Origin of the sequence: Brevibacillus migulae (genome assembly GCF_004521915.1) — a bacterium.
Taxonomy (GTDB): domain Bacteria; phylum Bacillota; class Bacilli; order Brevibacillales; family Brevibacillaceae; genus Brevibacillus_F; species Brevibacillus_F migulae.
This window is the reverse complement of the sequence record NZ_SDKD01000018.1, coordinates 1-24822: the sequence shown is the minus strand read 5'-3', so window position 1 is coordinate 24822 and position 24822 is coordinate 1. Positions and strand designations below refer to the sequence as shown.

General features: G+C 50.2%; 22 protein-coding genes, 1 tRNA gene and 1 pseudogene. 18 read left to right on the top strand and 6 right to left on the bottom strand.

Features of this window, described 5'->3' with window-relative positions; genetic code table 11:
• The first annotated feature begins 6 nt into the window (after nucleotides 1-6).
• Both EIZ37_RS18730 and EIZ37_RS18725 read left to right on the top strand, forming a co-directional pair.
• Entirely contained in the window at nucleotides 7-1248 is a 1242-nt protein-coding gene (locus tag EIZ37_RS18730) for an efflux RND transporter periplasmic adaptor subunit (RefSeq protein WP_134686309.1), read from the top strand.
• A 12-nt stretch (nucleotides 1249-1260) separates the two neighbouring features.
• Nucleotides 1261-2817, top strand: coding sequence for a DHA2 family efflux MFS transporter permease subunit (locus tag EIZ37_RS18725; RefSeq protein ID WP_134686308.1), 1557 nt, complete (start codon nucleotides 1261-1263; stop codon nucleotides 2815-2817).
• Between the two features lie 785 nt (nucleotides 2818-3602).
• On the opposite strand, the gene EIZ37_RS18720 is transcribed toward EIZ37_RS18725, so the two are convergent.
• Complete coding sequence (locus EIZ37_RS18720) at nucleotides 3603-4535, bottom strand: DMT family transporter (protein ID WP_134686307.1); 933 nt, start codon at nucleotides 4533-4535, stop codon at nucleotides 3603-3605.
• 159 nt (nucleotides 4536-4694) lie between these two features.
• Here EIZ37_RS18720 and hflK point away from each other — a divergent pair, with 159 nt between their 5' ends.
• From hflK to EIZ37_RS18685, 7 genes are all read left to right on the top strand, one after another.
• Nucleotides 4695-5648: an FtsH protease activity modulator HflK gene (gene hflK, locus EIZ37_RS18715; RefSeq protein WP_134686306.1), complete on the top strand. Its 954-nt coding sequence runs from the start codon at nucleotides 4695-4697 to the stop codon at nucleotides 5646-5648.
• On the top strand, nucleotides 5645-6577 hold the full coding sequence (gene hflC / locus EIZ37_RS18710; RefSeq protein WP_134686305.1) for a protease modulator HflC: 933 nt from the start codon (nucleotides 5645-5647) through the stop codon (nucleotides 6575-6577). The genes hflK and hflC overlap by 4 nt, the downstream gene beginning before the upstream one ends.
• A 222-nt stretch (nucleotides 6578-6799) precedes the next feature.
• Entirely contained in the window at nucleotides 6800-9466 is a 2667-nt protein-coding gene (gene polA, locus EIZ37_RS18705; RefSeq protein WP_134686304.1) for a DNA polymerase I, read from the top strand.
• A 29-nt stretch (nucleotides 9467-9495) separates the two neighbouring features.
• Nucleotides 9496-10329, top strand: a complete 834-nt coding sequence (gene mutM, locus EIZ37_RS18700) for a DNA-formamidopyrimidine glycosylase (protein WP_134686303.1) — start codon at nucleotides 9496-9498, stop codon at nucleotides 10327-10329.
• Between the two features lie 46 nt (nucleotides 10330-10375).
• Entirely contained in the window at nucleotides 10376-10978 is a 603-nt protein-coding gene (coaE, locus tag EIZ37_RS18695; protein ID WP_134686302.1) for a dephospho-CoA kinase, read from the top strand.
• Nucleotides 10975-11538, top strand: a complete 564-nt coding sequence (locus EIZ37_RS18690) for a lytic transglycosylase domain-containing protein (RefSeq protein WP_134686301.1) — start codon at nucleotides 10975-10977, stop codon at nucleotides 11536-11538. Before coaE ends, EIZ37_RS18690 begins: the two co-directional genes overlap by 4 nt.
• 164 nt (nucleotides 11539-11702) lie before the next feature.
• The gene (locus EIZ37_RS18685) at nucleotides 11703-12749 is read left to right on the top strand and encodes a glyceraldehyde-3-phosphate dehydrogenase (protein WP_134686300.1); all 1047 of its coding nucleotides are present in this window, start codon (nucleotides 11703-11705) and stop codon (nucleotides 12747-12749) included.
• 27 nt (nucleotides 12750-12776) lie between these two features.
• On the opposite strand, the gene EIZ37_RS18680 is transcribed toward EIZ37_RS18685, so the two are convergent.
• On the bottom strand, nucleotides 12777-13661 hold the full coding sequence (locus EIZ37_RS18680; RefSeq protein WP_134686299.1) for a LysR family transcriptional regulator: 885 nt from the start codon (nucleotides 13659-13661) through the stop codon (nucleotides 12777-12779).
• A 153-nt stretch (nucleotides 13662-13814) separates the two neighbouring features.
• Here EIZ37_RS18680 and EIZ37_RS18675 point away from each other — a divergent pair, with 153 nt between their 5' ends.
• Together EIZ37_RS18675 and EIZ37_RS18670 are read left to right on the top strand one after the other, a co-directional pair.
• Nucleotides 13815-14723, top strand: a complete 909-nt coding sequence (locus EIZ37_RS18675; protein WP_134686298.1) for a DMT family transporter — start codon at nucleotides 13815-13817, stop codon at nucleotides 14721-14723.
• 35 nt (nucleotides 14724-14758) lie between these two features.
• A complete protein-coding gene (locus EIZ37_RS18670) occupies nucleotides 14759-15499 on the top strand; it encodes an SDR family NAD(P)-dependent oxidoreductase (RefSeq protein ID WP_134686297.1) in 741 nt (246 codons plus the stop codon).
• Between the two features lie 63 nt (nucleotides 15500-15562).
• On the opposite strand, the gene EIZ37_RS18665 is transcribed toward EIZ37_RS18670, so the two are convergent.
• Nucleotides 15563-16702 carry an HD-GYP domain-containing protein gene (locus tag EIZ37_RS18665; RefSeq protein ID WP_134686296.1) on the bottom strand — a complete coding sequence of 380 codons (1140 nt, stop codon included), beginning with the start codon at nucleotides 16700-16702 and terminating at the stop codon, nucleotides 15563-15565.
• 149 nt (nucleotides 16703-16851) lie between these two features.
• Here EIZ37_RS18665 and nrdR point away from each other — a divergent pair, with 149 nt between their 5' ends.
• From nrdR to dnaI, 4 genes are all read left to right on the top strand, one after another.
• Nucleotides 16852-17337, top strand: coding sequence for a transcriptional regulator NrdR (gene nrdR / locus EIZ37_RS18660; RefSeq protein WP_134686295.1), 486 nt, complete (start codon nucleotides 16852-16854; stop codon nucleotides 17335-17337).
• A 13-nt stretch (nucleotides 17338-17350) separates the two neighbouring features.
• Nucleotides 17351-19009, top strand: coding sequence for an ABC transporter substrate-binding protein (locus tag EIZ37_RS18655; RefSeq protein WP_134686294.1), 1659 nt, complete (start codon nucleotides 17351-17353; stop codon nucleotides 19007-19009).
• Nucleotides 19010-19162: 153 nt separating this feature from the next.
• On the top strand, nucleotides 19163-20629 hold the full coding sequence (locus tag EIZ37_RS18650; RefSeq protein WP_134686293.1) for a replication initiation and membrane attachment family protein: 1467 nt from the start codon (nucleotides 19163-19165) through the stop codon (nucleotides 20627-20629).
• Nucleotides 20630-21568: a primosomal protein DnaI gene (gene dnaI, locus EIZ37_RS18645; protein WP_134686292.1), complete on the top strand. Its 939-nt coding sequence runs from the start codon at nucleotides 20630-20632 to the stop codon at nucleotides 21566-21568.
• Between the two features lie 7 nt (nucleotides 21569-21575).
• Here the strand turns inward: dnaI and EIZ37_RS18640 are convergent, their stop codons facing one another.
• The 3 genes from EIZ37_RS18640 to EIZ37_RS18630 form a co-directional block, all read right to left on the bottom strand.
• Nucleotides 21576-22169, bottom strand: coding sequence for a YdcF family protein (locus EIZ37_RS18640; protein WP_134686291.1), 594 nt, complete (start codon nucleotides 22167-22169; stop codon nucleotides 21576-21578).
• 383 nt (nucleotides 22170-22552) lie between these two features.
• Nucleotides 22553-22628 (bottom strand) — tRNA-Ala (locus EIZ37_RS18635).
• A gap of 102 nt (nucleotides 22629-22730) precedes the next feature.
• The gene (locus EIZ37_RS18630) at nucleotides 22731-23159 is read right to left on the bottom strand and encodes a hypothetical protein (RefSeq protein ID WP_134686290.1); all 429 of its coding nucleotides are present in this window, start codon (nucleotides 23157-23159) and stop codon (nucleotides 22731-22733) included.
• A gap of 287 nt (nucleotides 23160-23446) precedes the next feature.
• Between EIZ37_RS18630 and EIZ37_RS18625 the strand changes: the two genes are divergently transcribed.
• The 3 genes and pseudogenes from EIZ37_RS18625 (at nucleotide 23447) to EIZ37_RS18610 (ending at nucleotide 24509) form a co-directional block, all read left to right on the top strand.
• Entirely contained in the window at nucleotides 23447-23722 is a 276-nt protein-coding gene (locus tag EIZ37_RS18625; RefSeq protein ID WP_134686289.1) for a hypothetical protein, read from the top strand.
• Between the two features lie 81 nt (nucleotides 23723-23803).
• Nucleotides 23804-24050 (top strand): annotated as a pseudogene (locus tag EIZ37_RS18620) (lecithin retinol acyltransferase family protein); the annotation flags it as partial.
• 222 nt (nucleotides 24051-24272) lie between these two features.
• Nucleotides 24273-24509: a hypothetical protein gene (locus EIZ37_RS18610; protein WP_134686286.1), complete on the top strand. Its 237-nt coding sequence runs from the start codon at nucleotides 24273-24275 to the stop codon at nucleotides 24507-24509.
• The last annotated feature ends 313 nt before the right edge of the window (nucleotides 24510-24822 follow it).

Genomic DNA, 24822 nt, shown 5'->3' with positions numbered 1-24822 from the left:
ACGATGATGAATACAAAATCAAAACGTGCAGTGACTTGGTTTGCGTTACTTACCAGTCTTTCATTTGCAGTAGTGGGCTGCAGTGACAACGCTCAGCCGGCAGGGAATGCGCAGGCGGCGGTCCCGGCTGTAAAGGTATGGAATGTCGGCAGCGGCCAGGACAGCGGGATCACGGCGAGCGGGAAAGTGACGGCCGCAGAAGAAATCCAGGCAGTATCCAAACTGTCGGGGAAAGTAGCGCAAGTCTTGGTGAAAGAGGGCGATATCGTCAAGCCCGGTCAAGTGCTTGTTCAGCTCGATTCCTCGGACTATGTGCAGCAGGTTAGACAGGCAGAATCGGCGATCGCCAGTGCCCAAGCGAGGCTCGCAGATACAAAAGCAGGCGCACGCTCCCAAGAGCTTGACAGACTGCGCAGTGTAGTGGAACAGGCAAAAGCATCGCAGGATGTCGCCCAATCCACCTTTAACCGGATGAAAGCTTTGTATGAATCGGGTGCGATTTCGCAGTCTGAATATGAAAAAGTAACGTTGGAGCTGGAAAAGGCTCGTACTGGATATGTGCAAGCGCAAGCCCAGTTGGATTTGGCGCAAGCAGGGGCTACCTCCAATTCGTTGGCAGCCCTGCAAGCTGAAGTGGATCGTTTGAAATCCAGCCTGGAGCTGGCGAAAATCACGCTCAGCAATACCAATGTGACCTCTCCGATCGCGGGTGTCGTTGCACGCCGCAGCATCGATCCAGGGGAAATGGCTTCTCCCGGCGTACCGCTTTTGACCATTGTGAAAATGGATGAAGTGAAAGTGGAAGCAAGCATTCCGCAAGACCAAATCAACCAGGTGAAGGTTGGCGGACAAGTAACATTGCGTGTGTCGAGCCTGGAAGACAAACACTTCACGGGAACAGTTGAATTTGTCAGCCCGATCTCGGATGCGAACAACAGCACGTTCCCAGTCAAAATCCGTGTCAGCAATCAAGAAGGCTTGCTGCGCGCGGGGATGCTGGCGGACGTGATTCTTTCGGAGCAAGCGGCGCCAGCAGGCTTGAAAATTCCAGCATCTACCGTGATTGAAAAAGAAGGCAAATCTTATGTGTATAAGCTGGATGGGGATGTCGTCCATCAGGTTGCCATCACGCAAAGCGGAAAGCAAGCGGATTGGGTGGAGATCACAGGTGGTCTGGCTTCCGGTGACAAGATCGTCATGAATCCAACGGCACAATTGTCCGACGGTAGCAAGGTACGGGTGAATTAGGAGGCGAGATTCGTGTCGCAAGCAGTAGAAGAAAAGCGTACGGGCGAAAACGGCAGCTTTTGGGTCACCCTGCTTGCCATTATTCTCGGAACGTTTGTTGCTGTATTGAACAACAGCTTGATCAACGTAGCGCTGCCAAAACTCGTTAACGTATTCGGTTCCACCACACAGGATATCCAGTGGGTTTTGACGGCTTACATGCTGGCATCGGCCGTCGTGATTCCGATGAGCGGCTCGCTCGGTGAAAAGTTTGGCTATAAAAGAATGTTTATCTTATCGCTCTGGGTGTTTACCACTTGCTCCGCGCTTTGTGGCCTCGCCTGGAGTGATACCAGCCTGATTGCCTTCCGGATTTTTCAAGGGGTCAGCGGTGGCTTTATCATGCCGATCGGGATGGCGATGATCTATATGATCGTGCCGCGCCAACAGATCGGGATGGCTCTGGGGCTGTGGGGGATTGCCGCGATGGTGGCCCCTGCGATCGGCCCGACGCTCAGCGGATATCTCATTGAATATTTCAGCTGGCGGGTACTCTTTTTCATCTGTGTCCCCATAGGGGTATTTGCAGCACTCATCAGCGGGTTCCTGCTGAAGGAAACACCGAAAAAGCCGGATTTGCCCTTTGATGTACCCGGTGCTGTTTTGTCCGTCATTGCATTTGGGACGCTGCTCTTAGCGCTTACCAAGGGGCAATCGGAGGGGTGGGATTCCCTCTACATCGTCAGCCTGTTCTTTATCTGCTTCTTCTCTCTGGTGTTGTTGATCTGGGTAGAGCTCGGAAAAGCGCAGCCGCTCATTGATTTCCGCTTGTTTAAAAATCCAATCTTTTCACTCAGCACCTTTACATCGGGCTTGGTGATGATGGGGATGTTCGGCGGGGTCTTCCTGACACCGTTATACTTGCAGAATATCCAGGGGATGACGCCGGTAGAAACAGGACTTTTGCTGATGCCGCAGTCGATTGCGATGGCCTTGATGATGCCGATCAGCGGGAAGCTGTTTGACAAGTTCGGGGTAGGTCCGATTGGCTTGGTTGGTCTGACCTTGATGGGTACGATGACGTATGAACTGCATCGACTCGGTGTGGACACACCCAATCGCTGGCTGGATATGATCTTAACGATACGCGGGATTGGGATCGGCCTCTGCATGATGCCGCTCACCACGGTCGGGATGAACTCAGTCCCGAGAGAGATGGTGGGGAAAGCCTCCTCGATCTCCAATCTGTTCCGCCAAGTCATGGGTTCGCTCGGGATCGCCATCCTGACGGCGATCATGACGACACAGCAGACGCTGCATGTGTCCATGATTACGGAAAGTGTGTCTGTCACTTCTACCGTAGCGCAGCAGACCATTACCAGCGTGAGTGGTCTCTATGCGCAGGGCGGTGTTGACTCGGCTACCGCACAAGGAGGAGCCTTGGCGGTAATCGCCGGCTATATTCAAAAAGAGGCGGCAGTGCGAGCGATTGCGGATACGTTCCTGATCTCGTCGATTCCGATCTTGTGTTCGATTCCGTTTATCTATTTCTTGCGGAAAAAACGCAAGCCGGAGCCTGCTGCAAAATAATTTCAATGAAAAAAGCTCTTGTCCCGTACGAAAGTGCGAGGTAAGAGCTTTTCTTTTGTGGCGCTTCTGGCGCTTCGTGGCTGCGGTGGGGAGAGCATGTTCCGAAACTCCGCTTCATTCTACACCCCGCTGGAAAGTGTTGAATGTTCGCTCCGAAGCAAATCGCAGGGGTCCGCAAAAGGAGTAGCCGCTACGCAGCGCGGGGCACGTTGCGGCCCTTTTTCCTGCGATTTACTGCGGAGCTGGGTANCCCTTTTTCCTGCGATTTACTGCGGAGCTGGGTAGGGTTCCGCAGGCGCTCCGTTTCGAAACATGCTCTCCTGCGTAGCAGAAGCTGAAATGAAAAATAATATTTGGAAAAGCAAGAGTGCTTCGAAAGCTTAGCTGAAGTAGTAATTTCATATTTTCACGCTTTTAAATAGCATGACTTGAAGCAACCGCTGCGTGAGGAAGGGAAGAACGGGACGGGCGGAGTTTTTTGACACACCTGCTAAGGTGGAGCTTCCAAAAGCGGTACACGCTTGTCGCGCAACCTCTTCGGTTGAATATGCTTCCTCGAAACTTTTGCGCGACGTACCGTTTTTGGAAGTGGAACCGGACAGTATACACTCCCTTGCGGGTGTGGCAACTTCGCAGCCCCGCCCGTTCTTCCCTTCCCCCACCACTATGTTTGCACAAATAGCATTTATAAAAGCTTCCCGATCCAATAAATAATTCGTCCCACGATGTATCCAAGCAGGATGACCCAAAGAATTTTTCCCCAGATGCTCAATCCTTTGATATACTCACGCAGGCTTTTCCGTGGTGGAGAGGACTGACCCATCCACTTCGCCTCCTTTTACCGGTTGATTGTAGCGGATAAAGATAAAGATCCCGAGCAAGATGACTCCTCCACCAATCCACTGCGGAATGGTCAAAACCTCACCCAGAATGAAGTAGGCCAGAATGGCAGTCCCGACCGGCTCTCCAAGAATGCTCATCGATATCGTGGAGGCACTTAACCATTTGATCGCCCAGTTAAAGATAGAATGCCCCAGCAGCGTAGGGAACAGCGCAAGGCAGAAGAACCAGCCCCAATCTGCAGCGGGATAGCCGACAAGCGGATAGCCCAGAACCAAATCATAGGCGACCAAAAAGAGTGAGGTGATCGTATAGACGACCAAGGTATACGCCGTGAGGGACATTGCCTGGCGGACATATTGCCCGATTAGAAAATAACCGGTTACCGTCATGGCCCCCAGCAAAGCCAGAACATCTCCCCACAGAGCCATTCCGCCTACCTGAAAGTCTCCCCATCCGATAATGAAGCTGCCGGCAATGGCGAGAACACCGCCTGAGATAGCCAGCAGACGCAAGCGCTCCTGAAAGAGAAAATATCCCCCGATGAAGGCAAACAATGGCTGAAGCGTCACGAGTACAGTGGAGCTGGCCACAGAGGTGTACTGCAGCGATTCAAACCAGAGGAGAAAATGGCTGGCTAGAAAAGCGCCGGAGCAAGTGACAAGCAGCCATTGCCTTTTGGTCATACGGGCAATCTCCTGTCCTACCCCGCGTGTCCAGAAAAGGAACGGCAAGGTAAGCAGTGCCGAAAACACTAGCCGATAGGTCGCGATGATCGGGGCAGGTGCCGCAGACAATTTTACGAAGATGGCAGAAGTCGATATGGCGATGACCCCAATTAGCAAAGCGAGATATGGAGGAAAGCTTGGTCGATTCATAGCGAATCCCCTTTTTTTAGATAATCGTCAGAAAAATGAAAGAACTGACAGGCTTCATTGTACATGGATTGACAACTTGAAACAATTCCTTTTGCAAAGATGCAACTATTTCCAACAGAAAACGTATTAGCAGGAAATGGCAAAGAGGAGGCTCGCGGGATGACGTTAAAGCATATTTATCAAGCAACGGCAGGAATCATTATCCTTCTTATTCTTGTCCTGGTAGCATTGACAAGCTGGTATACCGTGGATCAATCGGAGCAGGCCTTGGTCCTGACGCTAGGCGAGGTTACCGAGGAGATAAAAGACCCGGGGCTTCATTTTAAGGCACCGTGGCCGATACAATCGGTCGAAGTATTTTCCCGGGAAACCTACAGTCTTGTGTTTGGGTACGGCGAAGTTGACGGACAGCCGGTCGTCAAGATGGAAGAAGCCAAGATGCTGACCGGCGATGAGAACATATTATTGGCGGGGCTCGTGGTGCAATGGCGGATCGGACATATGGCCGATTACCTGTTCAATGCGGAGGATCCGCAAACCATGCTGTACAATGCCACCTCCGCCGCACTGCGCGGTGTGATCGGCAACAGCACGATCGACAGTGCCCTGACGGATGGCAAAGCGGAAATCGAGCAAAAAGTCCGTGAACAGCTGACGACTCTGATCAACAGCTATGAAATCGGAATTGAAATCGTGGATGTAAAGCTGCAGAACGTGGACTTGCCCAATGACAACGTGCGAAAAGCGTTTACCGAGGTAACGGATGCGCGTGAACAGATGAATACCAAAATCAATGAAGCACGCAAATACGAAAACCAAAAGCTCAATGAGGCCAAAGGGGAAGCGGAAGCGAAGCTGAGCCGTGCGGAAGGCGTGAAGACTTCGCGGATTGAGACAGCGAAGGGGGATACCGCCAATTTCAACGCCCTCTACCAGTCCTATAAGGCGAGTCCGCAGATCACGCAGGAGCGGCTGATCTTGGAGACGATGGAACAAATCATGCCGGGTGCGCAGATCTATATCATGGATGATAATGGCGGTACGGTGAAATATTTGCCGATCCAGCCTTTGCAGCCCAACCAAGCAGTCCAGAAAGGAGCGGAGCAGCGATGAAGGAAGGAAATGTAATCGATATCGGCAGCAAAAAGACAGGGCCGGAAAGTTATACGCCGTATATTCGCATCGGTGTGCTCCTGCTGCTAATCATCGTTATCGTGAGCACAGTGATGTCCAATCTGTTTATCGTGAAGGAGAACGAATATCGGGTCATTCGTCAGTTTGGAGAGGTCACACGCGTAGTCAGCGAGCCAGGATTAACGTATAAAATCCCGTTCCTGCAATCGGTCACGACATTGCCGAAGCATCAGCTGCTGTTTGATACGCAGCCGACAGAAGTCAATACGAAAGACAAGAAGAAGATCATCGTCGATAACTACGTAGTCTGGCGAATCGTCAATCCGACCGCAATGATTCAGAATGCCCGGACAATCTCCAATGTGGAGAAACGGATGAGTGAGTCGGTTTCGTCGACGCTGCGCAACGAGCTGGGTTCCTTGGATTACTCGGCGATCATCAATGAAGAAAAGTCGGCACGCGGTGATTTTAACAAATTGGTCACCACGAAGGTGAATGAAGTCTTGCAGCGGGATCGTTTCGGGATAGAAATCATCGATGTGCGGGTGAAACGGACTGACCTGCCGGCCCAAAATGAGAATTCCGTATACAACCGGATGATTTCGGAACGGCACAGCAAAGCCCAGGAGTATCTGTCGATAGGGGAGGCAGAAGCGACCAAGATCAAGGCGGCGACGGACCGCAGCGTCACGGAGATGCTCTCTGTTGCCGATGCCAAAGCGAAGCTGGTTCAAGCCCAAGGGGAGGCGGAGGCTGCGCGCATTTATAACGCTGCTTACTCGCAAGACCCGGCCTTCTACAGTCTGTACCGCACGCTGGAATCGTACAAAACGACGCTGCAGGGGCAGCCGGTTATTGTCATGCCGATCAATTCGCCTTATGCGAAATACCTGCAGGGGGCAAGATAGCAAGAGGCGCAACTGGAAAAATGAATTGTGTATGCCGAGAAAAGAAGCCCATTCGTGGGCTTCTTTTTGCATGTGAAGAAAAGCGCAGTGGGCATCTAACAAGCACTTTGCCAGCCCATTCAAGCCTATGGTAAGATGAAAGGTAGTTTGGAAGGATATTCAAAGCAAATACACGGTAACGACTTTCTTTCGCTTACCGAGTCAAAGAGGGGGCGGAATTGAATGCGTCATTTTGTTGTGATAGATGGAAACAGTATTGCCAATCGCGCTTTTTATGCGCTGCCGCTGTTGTCTACTTCAAGCGGCCTGCATACCAATGCCGTGCTTGGCTTTACCACCATGCTGTTGAAAGTGCTGGAGGAAATGAAACCGACCCATATGCTGGTCGCTTTTGACGCAGGAAAAGTCGTATTCCGCCATAGTGATTTTACGGAGTACAAGGCCGGTCGCGCGAAAACGCCGCCTGAGCTGTCCGAACAATTTCCGCTCATGCGGGAGCTGCTGGATGCATTCTCGATTACCCGTTACGAGATCGAAGGGTATGAGGCGGATGACATCATCGGCACACTGACGCTCAAGGCAGACCAACAGGGATATAAAACAACGGTGATTACCGGTGATAAAGATATGCTGCAGCTGGTTTCTGACAATGTCTCCGTCGCGTTGACGCGAAAAGGGGTCAGCGAAATCGAGCTGTATACGACATCAGAAATTCAAGACAAGTACGGCTTGACGCCTATGCAGATCATCGACCTGAAAGGGTTGATGGGAGATACGTCGGATAATATTCCGGGCGTTCCGGGGGTTGGTGAGAAGACCGCGCTGAAGCTTCTTCACGAATACGGCTCTGTGGAAGAAGTGCTGGCCAATATCGACAAGGTCTCTGGGAAAAAGCTGCAAGAAAATCTGCGCAACAATGTGGAGCAAGCCAAGCTGAGCAAGCAGCTGGCCACGATCATGCGGGATGCGCCGGTCGCCATCGATCTGGAAAGCGTACCGTATCATGGTTATGATGCCGCTACCCTGACCGAATTTTTCAAGCGGATGGAATTCAAGTCTTTGATCCCGAAAGTGGCCAAAGCCGATCAAGGAACGGGCTACGGCGAAGGCGCAAGTGCAGAGGGCGGTTCGTCCCGATCTTTTGCATACGAGGTCGTTCAGCTGGAAGCATTGGAGCGTTTCACAGAGAAATTGGTGTCCCCGATGAGCTTGGCGGTCGAGCTGGATGGCGTTAATTACCACCGCTCCCCGTTGCTTGGCTTCGGTCTGGCTGCGGAAGGCACCTCGATGTACATATCTGCAGATGTAGCAGCGAAATGGCCGGAATTCATTGCCTGGCTGGCTGATTCCTCCAAAGAGAAATACGTATTCGACGGCAAGCGGGATACAGTCGGTCTGGCTTGGCATGATCGGAAGCTTGCAGGCATCCGTTTTGACCTGTATCTGGCGTCCTACTTGTTAAACGCTTCCGAGAGCAACCCGACCCTGACCGATGTAGCTGCCCAGTACGCGACGACCAAGGTGGCAGCCGACGAGGAAGTCTATGGCAAAGGGGCAAAACGCAGTTTGCCGGATGCGGAGACCATCAGCGAGCATGTGGCCAGGAAGGCTGCGGCGATCTGGGAAAGCGCGGTTGTCGTGAAAAAAGAGATTGCCGAGCATCAATTGGAAGAGCTGCTGTCCAAGCTGGAGGAGCCGCTCAGTCTCGTGCTGGCGCAAATGGAGCACACCGGTGTAAAAGTGGACGGTTCCCACCTGCAACGTATGGGACAAGAGCTGGATCAGAAGCTGGAGGAATATACGAAGCAGATCTACCATCTCGCAGGCACGTCTTTCAATATCAATTCCCCCAAGCAATTGGGAGAGATCTTGTACGATAAGCTGGATCTGCCGGTATTGAAAAAGACGAAGACCGGTCCTTCGACCAGTGCCGATGTCCTGGAGAAGCTGGCTCCTTATCATCCGATCATCGACACGATCCTGCACTATCGCCAATTGGGCAAGCTGCGCTCCACCTATATCGAAGGATTGCTGAACGAGATCAATACAAAAACAGGTAAGATCCATACATTGTTCAATCAAGCCACGACGGCGACAGGACGTCTGAGCAGTACGGAGCCGAATCTGCAAAATATCCCAATCCGTCTGGAGGAAGGCCGGAAGATCAGGGAGGCGTTTATCCCTTCAGAGGCGGACTGGTACATGCTGGCGGCAGACTATTCGCAGATCGAGCTGCGCGTCCTGGCTCATATTTCGCAGGATGCCAATCTGATGGACGCCTTCCAAAAAGGGATGGATATCCATACCCGCACGGCGATGGATGTCTTCGGCGTGCCGGAGGATCAGGTAACCTCCTTGATGCGTCGCCAGGCAAAGGCGGTCAACTTCGGGATCGTTTACGGCATCAGTGATTATGGACTCTCACAAAACCTGAATATCACGCGCAAAGAAGCAGCTGAATTTATTGATCGCTACTTTGCTGTCTTTTCCGGTGTAAAACGGTACATGGAAGAGATCGTCCAGCAAGCGAAGCAGGATGGGTTTGTGACTACGCTGTTGAACCGCCGGCGTTATTTGCCGGATATCCGCAGCAGCAACTTCAACCTGCGTTCCTTTGCTGAGCGCACTGCGATGAATACGCCGATTCAAGGAACAGCTGCGGATATTATCAAGCTCGCGATGATCCGGATGCAGCAAGTGCTAGCGGAACGCAACCTGCAAAGCCGCATGCTGTTGCAGGTGCACGATGAGCTTGTCTTTGAGGTGCCGGAAGGGGAGCTGAAAGACATGCAGCAGCTCGTGCCGGAAGTGATGGAACAAGCGCTCGAACTCGATGTGCCTTTGAAAGTAGACGTGAATTACGGACGAACCTGGTATGATGCCAAGTAAGTCAGCCTGGAGAAAGCTGAGGGATTGCCATGCCGGAATTACCTGAGGTGGAAACGGTCGTCCGGACGCTGCAAACATTGGTGCTGGGCAAGACAATCGACCATGTCAGTGTGTTATTGCCCCGCATCATCCGCAGACCGGACGACGTCGAAGAATTTAAAGCCCTGCTGCGTGGACAGACGATCCACGCCATTACGAGACGGGCCAAGTTTATTCAATTCCATTTGGATCGCGACATGCTCATCTCCCATTTACGGATGGAAGGCAGATATGGGCTCTATCAGCAGGATGAGCCTGTGGAAAAGCATACGCATGTGATCTTTCATTTTACGGACGGAACCGAGCTTCGCTATCGGGATGTCCGTCAATTTGGCACCATGGACGTATTGCCGCTGGGAAAAGAAAACGAGGAAGGCCCGCTTGCCAAGCTGGGAGTAGAGCCTTTGGATGAAAGCTTTACAGTCCCTGTGCTGCGAAGCCTCCTGAAAAAACGTTCCACAAAAATCAAGCCGTTGCTTTTGAATCAGGAATGTATCGTCGGTCTCGGGAATATTTATGTGGACGAGTCCCTCTTTCGGGCTGGCATCCACCCGGAGACTCCCGCGAACAAATTAACCGCCAAGCAGGTGGAGAAGCTTCACCAAAGCATCGTGACGGTCTTGTCGGAAGCGGTGGAGCAGGGCGGAAGCTCCATCAAGTCCTATGTCAATGGCCAAGGAGAGATGGGGATGTTTCAGCAGTTCCTCTATGCCTATGGCCGTCAGGGAGAGCCTTGCCGTGTCTGCGGAGAACCGATCATCCGCTATGTGGTAGGGGGAAGAGGGACGCATATTTGTCCGAAGTGCCAAAAGAAACGGTCGTGACGGTTTGGAAACGGTACAATACGAGTCACAAGGGAGGTGGAAGTCCATGATTCTCGGATTGACGGGCGGTATTGCCACAGGAAAAAGCACAGTGACCGGCTTGCTTCGGGAGCGAGGCATCCCAGTAATTGATGCGGATGCCATTGCCCGTGAGGTAGTGGAGCCGGGAATGCCGGCATATGAGGCAATCGTACGCCATTTTGGACAGGAAATCTTGCAGCCGAAGGGCCATTTGGATCGGAAAAAGCTCGGGGAAATCGTATTTTCTGACGAAGCACAGCGACAGGCGCTGAATGCGATCGTTCATCCAGAGGTGCGTCGTGTCATGAGAGAGCAGGCCGTCGAAGCCGAAGAGGCAGGCGCTCCGATCGTTTTCATGGATATCCCGCTCCTCTATGAAAGCAAGCTCCAGCATATGGTGGAAAAGATCGTCGTGGTTTATGTGCCAGAGGCGACGCAACTGGAACGGTTGATAGAACGTGATGAATTGGATGAAGCACAAGCGAGAAAACGGATGAATGCACAGCTGCCCATCGATGAGAAAAAAGAATGGGCCGATTATGTGATAGATAACCAAGGATCACGGGAAGAGACGGCTAGACAGGTTGACGAGCTGTTGCGGAAAATAAAAACGGAGTTAGCTACATGAGAAAAAACAGAAAAATGATCATCCTGCTCGGCATCTTGCTCGGGGTCTTTTTTGCAATTAATACCCCGCTGGTCTGGAAATGGATGTACCCGATCAAGTATGAGAATGAGGTGCTGCAAGCTTCCACCCAATATCAGGTGAATCCTCACTTGGTCCTGGCCATCATCCGGGCAGAAAGTGATTTTTCTACAGACAAGATTTCCAAAAAAGGGGCAGTCGGTTTGATGCAGGTCATGCCGAATACAGCCCATTGGGTAGTCAATCAGGCAAACCTGAAACCGATCACCGAAGAAGAGCTTTTCCACGCGCAGACCAATATCGAGATCGGGACCTGGTATCTCGCTTTCCTCCTCAATATGTTCGGAGGAGACCAAGTGAAAGCGATCGCGGCCTACAATGCTGGGCCCGGGAAAGTGAGCGAATGGATTGAGCGCAAGCTGTGGGATGGCACCATTCAGTCAATCGAAGACATTCCCTTTGGCGAAACGCGCAACTATGTGCAGCGCGTGGTGTATTTTCAGGAGCGTTATCAGAAGGTATACAATACAAGATTACAATGATTCATCAGGATAAAAGCCTTTTCCATGGAAGTGGAAAGGGCTTTTTTATGTGCATAAATCGTCCAAATATTTAATTTTTAGTAAAACACATTGATAATTGTGACATACTTATTATAATAAGAGTAGCAGATAGTATAACTTAATTTCGGGAAGGGGATTCATATATGGCAATCAAAATTGGTATCAACGGCTTCGGTCGGATCGGACGAATGGTATTTCGTCGAGCAATCCAGGACCCCAACATCGAAATTGTAGCAATCAACGCCAGTTATCCCCCGGAAACATTGGCGCATTTGTTAAAGCATGACACGATTCATGGACGCATGGAACAACACATAGAGGTCAAAGACAATAAAATTTTCGTTGATGGCAAGCAAACAATCGTTCTTTCCGATCGCGATCCGCTCAAGCTACCTTGGGGAGAGCTCGGAGTCGAGATCGTGGTAGAGGCGACGGGAAAATTCAAGGACCGTGAAGGAGCTTCCAAGCACCTGCAAAGCGGCGCGAAAAAAGTCGTTATCACAGCTCCTGCCAAAGATGAAGACGCTACCATCGTCATGGGGGTCAATGAGCATATTTACGATCATGACAAGCATCATATCGTATCCAACGCTTCTTGCACGACCAACTGCTTGGCTCCCGTAGCCAAAGTGCTGCATGACGCATTCGGCATTGAACAAGGGATGATGACAACTATCCATTCCTATACCAACGATCAGGTGAACATCGATAACCCGCATAAGGATCTGCGTCGTGCCCGTGCCTGCGGTCAATCGATCATTCCGACCTCTACAGGTGCAGCCAGAGCGGTAGGGAAGGTTCTTCCCGAATTAAACGGTCGTTTGAATGGATTTTCCTTACGCGTTCCTACGCCAAATGTTTCCGTGGTGGATTTGGTCGTCAACCTGAAGAAAGCGGTAACGGTTGATGAGGTCAATCGTGTATTGCGCGAGGCCAGCGAAGGTGACATGAAGGGGTATCTGGAATATACGGACGAACCTTTGGTTTCCAGCGATTTCAACGGCAATGACCACTCGTCGATCATCGATGGACTCTCCACGATGGTCATGGGAGAGAAACAGGTGAAGGTGCTTGCCTGGTACGACAACGAGTGGGGCTACTCCTGCCGCGTGGTTGATCTCGTTCGCCACGTATCCGAGATGTACAACCAGACAGCAAAAGAAGAGGCAGCTGCAGCGGCTGCTCGTTAAAACCTATTTATCAAAAAATGGCTCTGTTCACACGATTGTGAACGGGCCATTTTTTTCGGTCGATGTTCCAATTTTCTCGATAAGCGCACGCAATGCGCTGCTGACAAAGGAATCACGCCTGATGATGAATTCGGTTTTCATGAGACGGAGTGATTCAGGGAGCGCATGGGTGCGGATTCTGCCCTCTTCCTCATGTTTCTGAATGACAGACCTGGAAAGGAGCGAGATGCCCAGCCCCGCAGTGACTCCGCCGATAATCGCTTCCAGTGTACCGAACTCCATGATGATGGGTTGTCTTACTCCTTGAAGCAAGAGCCACTTTTCCAAAATATCCCGATAGGAGCAGCCGATGCTGTATACGAGGATCGGCTTTGTCAGCGCCTCCTCCATATCCGTTACGGAAGCGGCGGAGACAATAAGCAGCTCTTCGTCAAAGGCAGGGATTGCCTGGATGTCTGGATGAGTGCACTGACCGCCGATAAAGGCGCCGTCCAATTCATACTGGAGCACTTTTTCGATGAGGGCAGGCGTATGGTCCGTCGATAGCGATAGCAAGACACCGGGATATTGCTCGTAATACGATGCAAGCAAAGGGGGCAGGCGAACAGCCGCAGCCGTTTGTGTGGAGCCGATCTTGAGTGTGCCGCTTGGCTCATTGGAGGAGGTGAGCGCCTTGCTTGCTTCATCCAGCAATCCGACAATCTTGTCCGCATAGGTGAGCAGCATGCTGCCGCTTGCGGAGAGCGTCATGCCCCGATTATGGCGGACAAACAGCAAGGTTCCCAATTCGGATTCCAGCTGTTGAATACGGGCAGTCACATTGGATTGCACATACCCCAGCCGCATCGCCGCTTTTGTGATCGAGCCTTCGCGAGCAACCATTTGAAATACGCGTAAATCGGTGCTTTCCATTCGTGGAATCCCTCCATGTTGTGATCAAGGTGCTTCCTCAGTATTTTGGTATCTGAAAATATGATGGCAAATATCAATTGCAATCATTATACATGCTGCCGAACCTCCGTTACAATAATAACATCCTTTCTTTGGAAAATGGAGGTGATCGGCTTGAGCAAAATCAGGTACGCGGTGCTGGTCATTGTCACGACGTTTTTAATGGGCGTTGCCTTTCCCGTTGGCAAGATGGGCATGGCTTATGCGCCCCCATTCTTATTGATGGGGATTCGCTATGTATTGGCCGGCGGCCTGCTGGCGGCGATCGTCGCAAAGAAGCCGCGACCGCGGGGGATGAAGCAGTGGCTGCAGGCTGGCACAGTAGGCCTCTTGCAGTCGGCCGGCGTCATGGGGCTTGTCTATTACAGCATGAATTGGATCTCATCCAGTCAATCGTCGATTATCATGGGCACGAATCCACTGCTGGTCATCATCCTCGGATCGCTGCTCACAGGAGCTGTATATCGGGCGAGGCAATGGCTGGGTGTCACAGTCGGCTTTATCGGAGTCGCGATTACGTTTGGTTTTCAGCTCGAGGTGAACATCGGTTCCATCCTCTGTTTTGCTGGAGCTCTATGCTTTGCTGCGGCGACGCTGCTCATTAAAAGATGGGGGCCGACTTTCGATATGAATGTATTGGCAGCGTACCAAATGCTAGCCGGTGGGTTCGCCCTGCTCATCATCAGTCTGTTTACCGAGCATGCCGGGTTCGTCGTCAATGGAAGATCGCTGACAGTCCTGCTCTGGCTGATCATCATGTGCTCGATCGTTCAGTTTTCGCTCTGGTTTTACCTGCTTCGCAACGGAGACCCCGCGAAAACAAGCGCCTTTTTATTTTTGGTGCCATTTTTCGGTGTGCTTACCAGCTGGCTGCTCCTCGGTGAAAGCATGGAATGGTATGTCGCGGCAGGGGGAGTGTTGATTTGCGTCGGGGTCTTTTTGGTCAATTGGGAAGGAAAGACAGGATCGTATGTACAGACGTCCCGTATATCTTCGCCGGAACACGTGAAACGATCCTATTAATCAAGTAACGGATGAGAAAAGGAGATGAAAGATTTATGGATATGCAGCAGAAAGTGGCACTCGTAACGGGAGGCGGAACCGGAATTGGCAGGGCTACGAGCCTGGCATTGGCAAAACGGGGCGCGACGGTCGTCGTGAACTATTCAAGGTCGCAGAAAGAGGCGGATGAAACGGTGGACGAAATCCGCCGTGCGGGAGGGGATGCAGTGGCAATCCAAGCCGATGTCTCCCGAGACCAGGAAGTGCGAGAGATGGTGAAGACCATCGAGCAGCTTTTCGGCACGGTAGACGTCTTGGTCAATAACGCTAGCATCACCCACCATCTCCCGCTTGTTGATCTGGAAGGAGCGACAGACGAGGTATGGGATCAGCTCTATGAGGTAAATGTCAAAGGCATGTTCTATTGTGCCAGAGCCGTGGCCCCGTTTATGAAAAAACAGAAACAAGGCGCGATCGTCAATGTCGGCAGTGTCGCGGGGCTGACAGGCATCGGCTCCTCACTGCCCTATGCGGTGTCCAAAGCGGCGGTGCATGGCCTCACCAAGTCATTGGCTCAAGCATTGGCCCCTGAGATCAGGGTGAACGCCGTAGCGCCGGGAGCCGTGCAGACAAGATGGTGGGCAGGACGGGAAGAAGTCATGAAACGGCTGAGCGGTAGCCTTTTGCTTGAACGCATCTCCACTCCGGAAGATATCGCTGCCTTCATCTGTGCCGTGCTCGAACAGGATTCATTGACCGGTCAAATCATTACGGTCGACAGTGGACAGACATTATAAAAGATTGCCAAAAGAGAAAACCAGTCCGTGGACTCTATCTTCCGGACTGGTTTTGCTCGCTTCTTAGGCTCGTTTCACTTGTTTGACATCTTCCGTATCTGTATGGATAAACAAATCGCTGTCTTCAAAGCCCACGATGAATTGCTTCAATTCGAACTTTAAATCGATTTCATATGGCATGCGCAGATCATTTCCCCGGCCGTCCTTGAGAATCCGCACGGCAGGACGATGGCAGCATTCCGGATCTACCTTGCAGACTACCCCGGATTCGCCAGTATTGAGAACAACGCTGGACCCGATCGGGAATACGGCAATATGTTGGCGGAATGCATTGACCAGACGAAGCTCAAAGTGATGACCGCCGGTTCCGAATAAATACTCCAGTGCATCCTGCGGCATGTAACGCTTGCGCCACGGACGTGGGGAGGTAAGCGAGTCATACACGTCGCAAATGCCTACGATTTGCGCATACTCATGAATTTGCGAACCCTTCAGCCCTTGCGGATAGCCGCTGCCGTCAAGTCTTTCATGATGCTGCAAGGCGACGTGTGCGGAAAGCAGGGAGATGTTGTGCTGTTTTCGCAATAGATTAAAGCCCATCATCGCATGCTGCTTGGCGATTTCCAATTCCTCAGCGTTCCAGCGTGTTTCCTTTTTCTGCATTTCTTGTGGCAGCTGGATTTTTCCGATATCATGAAGCAGAGCGCCAATGCCAAGCTCCATCAGCTGCTGGCGATTGTAGCCGATCGACATGCCCACTGCGGTAGCCAGGATCGCCACGTTAACAGAATGTTGATACATCGAGCCGGAATAGGCAGAGATATTGCTGAGATGAAGCATAATTTGCTGATTGCTCATCAAATCATTTAATATAGAGAGGAACGCTTGTTGAAAATGCAAGCCCATCTCTTTTACGGAGACACGTCGGGACAATCGGTTGGAGTTGGTCAGCAGCTTGACGGTCTGTTGGATGGCAGTGGCTGCAAGCTGTCTGGTTTCCGGACGGACCAGATCCTCTACCATAATATCTGACGTGCGTGGATCATCGATGTAGACAGAGTCGATTTTCGCTTTTGCAAGTCCGTTTATCAATCGTTCGGTCAGGATCATGCCATTGCCTAACAGGACTTTTCCGTCGTCGGTGAATACGGTTCGTCCCAGCTTCATACCTGGCTGCACTTGTCTGAGCGAGAGTAGGCGCATTTACAATTCTCCTTCTTTCATACTTCTCTACTATTTTAAGCTAGGGATGTTTACCTAGAAAATAGGTATATAGATTTGAACTTGACTGTGTCCGCTATTGCTGGAGGACACTGGGAAAAAGCATTGATGTGACGGGAGTTGATCGGTTTATGCGATGCCCTTTTTGTGAATATAACGGGACAAAAGTCCTAGATTCGCGTCCTTTTAACCATAACAAATCTATTCGGCGCCGGCGTGAATGCGAGCAGTGCGAAAGACGCTTCACCACATTTGAAGTCGTCGAAGAAACGCCTTTGTTAATCGTCAAAAAAGATGGAACACGGGAAGAATTCAGTCGTGAAAAGATTTTGCGCGGTCTGGTGCGCGCCTGTGAGAAGCGCCCTGTCTCTCTGGACGAGCTGGAGGGCATTGTCAACGATATCGAGCGTGAGCTGCGCAGCGTAGCCCAATCCGAGATCCCCAGCAAAGATGTGGGAGAAAAAGTCATGGAACGGTTATACTATGTGGATGAAGTGGCCTATGTCCGTTTTGCCTCCGTGTACCGCCAGTTTAAAGATATCAACGTGTTCATGAAGGAGTTGGAGGAGCTTCTGGCACAGGCCCGCAGCACCCCTTACAAACCAACGGACAACTGAGGAGGATGTACACATGACCAGACATGTGCTGTCCACTAGGGCGCTCGTCATCTTTGGAATGCTTGCTGTATGGCTGGTTGGATGCAGTGCTGCAGAACCAGGACCAAGAATGGCGGAAAAGCAAGCGGTCGAACCTCCGCCACAGCCCGCAGCTCCGCGTGACCAAGAGCTGGTCATCGCTGGGCTGGAAAAGCTTCCTGCCTTCGATCCATTTGGCATCTCCAAAAAGAAGGCGCAGCTGCATGATCTGGAGCGCATCACGTATCAAGGTCTCTTTACCTATGGCGATGATCTGAATCTCGTCCCAGCTCTCGCAAGCGGTTACACGATCGACAGAAGCCAGTCGAAGCCTGCCATCGTGGTGACGCTGCGAAAAGAGGCCCGCTGGTCGGACGGAAAGCCAGTCACGGTCGACGATGTCGTTTTTACGTATGAACAATATGCCCGTCCCCACTATTACGGGGTATGGCGGGAATGGGCCCATCTGCTCGAAGGCGTTTCTCCTTTTCGGACCGGAAAGGCAGCGGCCATATCCGGGATGGCGGTGGATCGAAGCAAAGGAACCATCCGCTTTGTCTTGAACCGCGATGATGTGTCCTTTTTGCAGAGCTTGACGGCACCTATGCTGGCTAAGCATCAGCTCCAAGGAAAATCAATCGGGGAAATCGATGCGCTCTCAAAATCCGGCAAGCTGCTGGGTGCCGGTCCGTTTCAAATCAATGGCTTCTTTACTTCAGAATGGACGTATGCAGCCAACAGCAGCTACTATGGCAGCAAGCCGCGTCTGGAACGGCTGCGTGTGATACCGGTTGCGGCAGCCAATATGCAGGAGCAGCTGGAAGCGGGCAAGATCCACATCAGCTGGTTATCACCGGAGGAGGCAAGTCAAATGGGGCGGCCGAATCAGGGCAAGATCATCCCGGCAGCTGCCCATGGCTATCATTTTGTCGGCTTTAATCTGCACAGCCCGGCTGTAAAGGACCTGGCAATTCGTACGGCTTTGGCCAAAGCTATCCCGATAGACTCAATCGCCAAGAACAGCTTTTACGGGTGGGCTGATTCGGTACAAAGTCCGCTGGCTCCCGGGTCATTTGCCTATACGCCTGCAAAGTGGCCGTCGTATCAGCCCGAGGAAGCCGCACAGGCGCTGGCGCAAAAAGGATTTACCAAAGAAAAGCCGCTTGAGCTCACATTTGTTTACCCTGCCGGTAATCCGGTCCGTGAGCGATTGGCGAATGAACTCGTCAAGGCATGGGAATCACTGCCGATCCGTCTGGAGAAAAAGGCGCTGCCCGCGGATGGGTTTGTCGCGTATCTGTTTGGCGGAAGCAAAGTCGATCTCTATCTGTATGCGTGGGAATATCCGACAGACCCTGCTGAGCTCACACGCATGTGGCACTCCCGCGAAAAAGTAGGCGAAAAGGGGCTCAATGCCTCCCGCTATGAAAATGCGCAAGCCGATCAATGGCTGGAAAAGGGAGCACGCTTGCTGCCGCAGCCAGAACGGCAAAAGATCTATGAGGCATGGCAAAAGCATTTTGCCCAGGATCTGCCCATCTTTCCATTGATTCAGGTGCGCAATCCTTATTACGTTTCCAACCATGTGCAGGGAATACCAGACAGATTGGGCTTACATCCATATGAGCGGATTGCGGAATGGCGGATCGAATAAAACAGCATGCGACCCACCGGCAAAAGCAGCAGCTTCTTGCGGGCGGGTCATTTTTGTGTGCGCCTGCACGCTCCCATCATTTGCTTTCCTGCTTCCACGGGGCAATCCGTGCTATAATAGAGCTACTAGATTCATCAGGAAGGGTTAGATCCCATGCGACTGCTTTGGAATGAAATTACCCCGAAAGACCGTTACGTCGTGCGGCTTATCCGGCCGATCAGCTTCAGTGAGTTTGGGTTTGTCACCCATCTCTACTTGCCGATCATCGGAGTCGAATCGCATACGCTCTATCAATTGCTGCTTCATGAGGTGGAGGAAAAAAGCGGTGCCTGCGCGGAAAATACGCATCGCGGTCTGATGCTCATGACGGCGTTGCCGCTGGATCGGCTGTTGACGGCACGCGAGCGCTTGGAAGCGATGGGGCTTCTGGACGTGTATCGGCGTGAGAACAAACAAGGGGATTCTTTGTACGAATACGTGGTGAAACCTCCGCTGACCCCAGCAGAGTTTTTTAATGATTATGTCTTGTCCTTGATGCTGTTAAACCGGATTGAAAATTTTCGTTTTGAACAGCTTCGTGAGCGCTATGCGGATGTGCAATGGTCGCAGGTGGAACGGGAATATGCGGATGCCGAGAATGTGACGAAGGACTTTCATGAAGTGTTCGACTCGCTGAAGGCTTCCGAATTGGAGGTGCCTGTCGGCTCGGAGCGCGAACAGTTTTTGACCCAAATGGAGGAAGAGCGCCCGCCTGCTCCGATGCTGGCAAGCTACCAAGCGAAGCCCAGCCATCAGATCAGCCTGGCTTCCTTCCGCATCAATCTGCCGACGAATACGCGTTCTGAAAAGGTGCTGACAGGCGAAAATATCGAATTTTTCTACAAGCTGATCCATTTTTATCAAATCGACAGCTGGAGTCTCGGGCGGGAGCTGTCGGACTGGACGATGTATAAGTCGGATGGCTCGCTGGATCGGGAAGTACTGCGCAAGCGGCTGATTCAAAAATATGTGGAAGGCCTGCTGAATCGGGAAGTCGCTGCGGCATCCGCAGGAGAAGAGCTCGCTCCCGGGAAGCTGCCGGAAGTGGGCAGTGAAATGTTCCGCCGCGTCTGCCGGGGAATGTCGCCGCTTGTCCTGCTGGAGCAGGTCGTAGGCGGTAAGCTGAGCAAGCCGTTTGTCGATCGGGCGGAAAGCCTGATCTTTACCGACGCGATGGCGGCTGAAGTGGTGAATGCCCTGCTGCTGCACACGTTGCACACCCAGCAGATGGAACTGCCGAAGTCTTACCTGGAGACGATCCGCGATACGTGGAAGGCCAAGCAGATCACTACGGTCGAGGAAGCGATCAAGCAGATTCTGGAGCGGGCCGAGGCACGCAATCAGATCGTGGAAAAAGCAAGCAAGACGAAAAAGACCGGTGAATCCGCGTACCCGCGCAAGAATGGACGAAATGTCATGCAGGACAAGCTGCCTGAGTCCGTACAGCGACAGCTGGAACGGGAAAAAGAAAAGCCTGCGGCAGATCCGGGAGAGGCGAAAAAACAGACCGTGATGGATGATCCGGAATTGAAAGCTTTGCTGGAATCGATGCGCAACCGGCAAAAAGGGGGAAAATCATAGATGGAATCCATCGAAAATTTTATGGAGGAGTTGGCGAAGCGTGCCCCGCGTACGCTGCTCACTCCCGATCAACAGCTGGATAAAATGCTGCGCTCGTCGCGTTTTTTGCAAGCCTTCCAGCAGAAGCATCCAGAGTTGACGAGGGACGACTACCTGAAAGCTTTATCGATGGTCTATGCAGCGGTGAAGGAGCAATACTACTGCGACAATTGCCCGGGCCTGGAGAAGTGTCCAAACCTGGTAAAAGGCCATTTTAACCAGCTTGATGTGAATAACGGGTTGCTCGTCAGCGCCATGGCGCCATGCGACAAGCAACGGGCCTTTGAGGAGCAGCAGCGCACACAGCGCCTGATGCGCAGCTATTATGTATCGGAGGAGACGCTGGCAGCCAGCTTTGAGTCCTTGGAAGTAGACACGTCCAATCGCGCTGCAGTCGCCCGTGCTATCCAATTTTGCGAAGAAATGGCGACAATGAGAAAAGCCAAGGGGATATACCTGCATGGACCTTTTGGCGTCGGCAAGAGCTACCTGATGGGGGCGATTGCCCGCGAGCTTTCTTCGCGCGGAGTGGCTTCCCTGATGGTCTATGTCCCGGATTTTGTCCGCGAGATCAAAGAATCCATCCAGGACAATTCGTATGCGAGCAAGCTGGAAATGCTCAAGGACATTCCGGTGCTCATCCTGGATGACATCGGAGCGGAAAGCCTCACGCCGTGGATTCGCGATGAGATATTGGGTGTGATCCTGCACCACCGGGTGAACAATCATCTGCCTACTCTTTACACCTCCAATTATTCGCTGGACGAGCTGGAGGACCATCTCTCGATCAGCAACGGAAATCGGATCGAGGTCACCAAAGCCCGCCGGATTTTGGAGCGGATCCGTCATTACGTCGATTTGTTTATCATTGAAAGTGAAAACCGGAGAATGCAGGGCTAGCCTTGCATTACTCCGGTTTTTCCATCGGGATATAGGCGGAAAGCTTCCACTTGGTGAAGGCCAGAACTTCCCGCGCTTTGTGGTAAGGGGTGAACAGCGCTTTGGTCGGTGTCCCTACCGGCTGTGCGTCCATCTGCAGCTCTTTGGCGATATCCATCGCGCGGGCGAGGTGGTAGCTGTGGCTGACGATCAGCGCGGTCTTGAAGCTGTAATCCTCCATCAGCTGCTTGCTGTTGGCCAGATTTTCGTAGGTGCTGGTCGCTTTGTTTTCGACGATGATGCTATCCTCCGGCACACCGTTTTCCATCAGATAGTTTTTCATCACCGTGGCTTCTTCGACCTGTTTTCCTTCCCCCAGTCCTCCGCTGACCAGCAGGAAGGGGACGTATTCGTTGCGATACAGATCCAGGGCCAGATCGAGACGCTCGCGCAGCCCCGGGCTCGGCTGATTATCCCAGACGGCAGCACCCAGCACGATCGCCACATCGGCTTTTTTCGGTTTTGCCGTTCGTTCCACGGCATCGATTTTATAGAGAACATATCCTGACCAAAAAGCGCCTATCAGGAGAAGCAGCGCGAATAATTTTACCAGTCGTCCCATCCAGTCTCTCCAACCTCCGTGTGTGGGTGTGATGCTGTTTTTGCGTTTCTGCTATCATCATACCAGATATTTCTACTAGGTTATACGTATCGAGAGGGAGAAGTGTTTCTGGAAGGAAAAACACTCTTGCAAGAATGAGGAGAGATGTGATAAAATCATTTTTTTCGATATGAATGTATTGTAAAGAAATGGGGCATTAGCTCAGCTGGGAGAGCGCTACATACGACTTCTCATTTATCTCCCATTTGCTCAATGAGACTGTTGATATTAGAGTAAAATAAAGCGAACCAAGACTGCAAAGTTTTGGTTCTTTTTTATTGCTTTAAGAAATTAATGAGAAATTTAAAAAAAGTCACCTGATTGGTGACTTTACATTTGTATTATGGTGGAGTTAACGGGGATCGAACCCGTGACCTCTTGACTGCCAGTCAAGCACTCTCCCAGCTGAGCTATAACCCCTTAAACAAATATTATATTAGCACAATAATTAGTGAAAGTCAATTATGTGTTTATAAATCAAACGACACTAGCTTTGTGTTAGTGCGGTTTAAATAACATCCCTTAAAGCACAATCTGACCCTGCTCATTGACGTTTTCTTTGTACCCAATTACTTTATTCAATTTTTTAGACATCTGATTTATGTTCAGTTTTGCCGTAGAAGATGGATCAGTAACAGCAAAGACTATAGCTCTTTCTTCCTTGTTCCTGTCCTGAAACTCAACTGACAAGTACAACAAATCCTGATCTTTTTGTTTCTTGCCTATACCGGTTAGACCGCCTACGATTGCTCCTATCCCACCAAAAACCAGACCACCAATTAAAGCACGAATCACTGATTTTTCATACTCCGCAATTTGCATCCCAGTATAAACCATTGTCCGTTTAATCTGATTTACTGGAATTACGAACTTATTGTTTATCACTACTTTGTTTTGGAACGCTGTTAAATTTACCTCTGCACCTTGTTGAAAACCATCTAATCCCGCCACGATATGAGTTACTTTATTCCCACCAATAATCCAATCTTACGTTGATAAACAAGTAGAGTTATTACAAGTGACAGTAAAATGAGAATGACCAAAAGTAATTCCATAAATCCACAGACTTTCCATTTGATTAGGATTATTTTAACAAATTCCTAGGGGAGTTGGAATAAAAATGAAAAATCATAGTTCGTTTGGAATAGAACGATTGTTCTTAATATGATATAATTGGCAGTAATAGGAATCTGGTTTCGTTTTAAAGATCAATCTCAAGATAAGGAGAGATGTAATTTATGATACAAAGAATTACAGATTATTTTGTTGAGCTTGGTTTCAAAGTTATTGCTGCTTTTTTTCTATTTGGCCTTACAGCTATTGGTTTGACAACAATTCTCTATTATTGGCTAACAAATGGTTATGACAAAGCAAGATCACAAGTAACTGATCCCAGTTTGTTTGATGCAATGAATATTCCTCTTGCCAAAGGGGTTAGTTCTATCATCCCATACCTTTATGCAATTGATATCATTTGGATATCTATTGCTTGGGGAATGCGTCGATTCCTCTAGATATTTATGGGATTATCGGATGCGATAACAGTTAGTCAAGCAGACATTAAGATAAATGATGGTTTTATCAGGTGATAAAACATGCCTTTCCCAATTGGGGCACATTTTTATGTTCGCAGACTATTTTATACTCATCATGGCATTTATATTGGTGATAATAGGGTAATTCATTATGCTGGTTGGCATAAATCGGGGAAAAAGGGAAAAGTAGAAGAAGTTGTTCTCAGCGAGTTTGCCAATGGAGGTAAGCCTAAACTATACCCTCTAGAAAATTTACTAAGAGGCAAGAGACTACCAGCTAATGAAATTATCAATGAAGCAAAAAGTTGGTGAAGATGAATACAATTTGTTATTTAACAATTGTGAGCATTTTGCGAATTGGTGTACGCACAGAGATGAATATTTTTATCAAACAAGTAGGCTTGCAGAGTTGAATGTGCGAAATAAGCATATTTAGCAACTGGAAGTGATTTACGAGATTTAATCAGCCTGTTTAACTTTATAAAGAGGAGAATTAAATGAATATTTCATGGGGAGGTTTGTTGTAAAAATGGATTATTTAAATTATGAAGATCAGTTTAAAACGATATTAAACCAAGAAGAAATAAATCGAATTCAAAGTCCTCAACTTAGAGAAATCAGAATGAAGTATTGGAGATTAAGACACGAAGCATTTATTAATGAGCGAAATATTTCTGATAGAGATTTAGAAAAACTGTGTGATGACTTGATGCGTCAGGAACAAGAAGAATTGCAACTTTTTAAAGAGAATAATTCAAATATTTAAAAAGAAAGACTCATATGAGGTTAGGAAGTGATCACATGGAAAAAAATACCTTACTCCTGCCGAAGCTTTGAAATCAATCAATAGCGGTAAGATCATTCGCTTAGACACAACCGATGGCTTCACAACAATGCGGAAGAAGAAAACCGTCTATGAAATTCAATTAAATAAAGCAGCAGGAGAGGTAGAACGTACATATAATGGTGATATTCGAAATGTCATGAAGACCTTGAATGGTGAGCTAAAGAATGAGTGATACTTAGCTTAACTCTTCTCTCGAGTCTGTAAAATATTCTGTGTAAACTCTCAACCTCTA